The organism is Paenibacillus sp. EKM301P (assembly GCF_011800295.1).
In the GTDB taxonomy this organism is placed as follows: domain Bacteria; phylum Bacillota; class Bacilli; order Paenibacillales; family Paenibacillaceae; genus Paenibacillus; species Paenibacillus polymyxa.
This window is the reverse complement of record NZ_JAALFM010000037.1, coordinates 1-1,841: the sequence shown is the minus strand read 5'-3', so window position 1 is coordinate 1,841 and position 1,841 is coordinate 1. Positions and strand designations below refer to the sequence as shown.

Annotated in this window: 1 protein-coding gene; it reads right to left on the bottom strand. The window is 55.5% G+C overall.

The window, feature by feature from the left end; translation table 11 throughout:
• Positions 1 to 1,841, bottom strand: a 1,841-nt coding sequence (locus tag HFD99_RS25530) for a non-ribosomal peptide synthetase (protein ID WP_185157163.1), incomplete at both ends; no start/stop codon positions are given.

The following is a 1,841-nucleotide window of genomic DNA, read 5'->3' as shown; positions in this document are numbered from 1 at the left end:
GGCAAAGCCTTGCGGTCGATTTTGCCGTTGCTGGTCAGCGGGATCGTCTCCAGTCGCATCAGGCGTGCAGGCACCATATGCGCTGGCAGTCCGGCTTCCAGCTCTGCTTGTACTTCCTCGATCCGCAGCTCGGCTTCTCCCGTGATGTATCCGCACAAATACTTGTGTCCACGCTCGTCCGTCCGGTCGATGACTACAGCTTGTCGCACACCTGGTACCCGCTGAATTACGGTTTCAATCTCGCCCAGCTCGATCCGATATCCCCGGATTTTGACTTGATAGTCCATCCGGCCGATAAAGTCTACATTGCCGTCTGGCATCCACCGCGCCAAATCGCCGGTGCGATACAAACGTTCACCCGGTACGTACGGGTTCGCTACGAATTTCTCGGCCGTCAGGTCCGCACGGTTCAGGTATCCCCGTGCGACCCCGGCACCGCCAATGCATAGCTCACCCAGTACGCCGATCGGCACTGGATTCAGTTGGCTGTCTACGATGTAGAAACGGGCGTTCAGCCATGCCTGACCAATCGGCACATTCCCGCTGCTTGGCAGCTTTGACAGCTCTTCGTCGTAGAAGCTGGAGTCAATCGCCGCTTCCGTGACGCCATAGCTGTTGATGATACGGATATCTGCGCCAAACCGTTCTTGCAGCACTCGGTAGTCCGTCACGCTGCAGCTGTCTGAGCTCGTAATCAGCAGCTCCAGACTGCTCATGTCCAGTCCGTGTTCATGCACATGCTGCATAAACGGTACGATCAGAGCCGGAGTCGATTCGAACACGGTGATTTGATAATCACGAATCCAGCCATATAGACGGCTTGGATCAATGCGATCCTCTTTCGGACAGATGATCATCGTGCCGCCGTTATAGAGCGTCCGTGCAATATCGCCGACGAACACGTCGAAGGAGAAGCTGGCCAGTTGCAGCAATCGGACTGGGAACTGGTTCAGACGGTAATCCCGGCGATACGCCGCAGCCGTGTTCACCAAGCTGCGATGCTCGATCATGACGCCTTTTGGACGCCCCGTTGTACCGGACGTATAGATCACATACGCCAAGTCTTGCGGCTCGTTGATACGTTCAATATCCGTGGTATCCCCGGTGTACAGCGACTCATCGTCCAGTGCCAATACAGTACGCAGACGCAGCCCAGTTACCGGTTCAGATGCTGCTTCGCTGTCAGACTTCGAATCTGCTTTCAAGCTTACGCCTTCATTCAGACGGTCTCTTTCCATCGTTTCAGCGCTAACCGCCGTCTCCAGCACACCCTCGCTCTTTCCTTCGCCCATAGCCCATTGGCTTTCCTCCAGCCAACCCTGTGCGCGCTCCTGCAAGCCGATTTGCGTGAGCAGCACCGTCGCACCGCTGTCCTCCAGCATGAAACGAATGCGCTCGGACGGATAGTCTGCATCCAGTGGTACATAGGCGCCTCCGGACTTCCACACTGCCAATACACCAACCAGCATGTCCACCGAGCGTTCGCTCAAAATGCCCACAATGGACTCACGTCCAATGCCCTCATTCCGCAATCTACGGGCCAGTTGGTTCCCACGCTCGTTCAACTCGCGGTACGTCAGCTGCCGCTCCTCGTATACAACGGCCACATGATCCGGCACAAGCTGCGCTTGTTCTTCCACATAGGCGTGGAACAACAATTCGGATTCCTTTTCATCACTCCATGCAGCTACGCCCACGGATCCAAAACCATCGATAATTTTCGCTTTTTCCGCAGTAGTCACCAGCTCAAGCTCATCCACCAGTGCATCTGGTCGGTGAATCGCTTCTTCAATCATATGCAGCAAATGCTCACGGATTTGCTCTACAGCTGTACGTTCCAA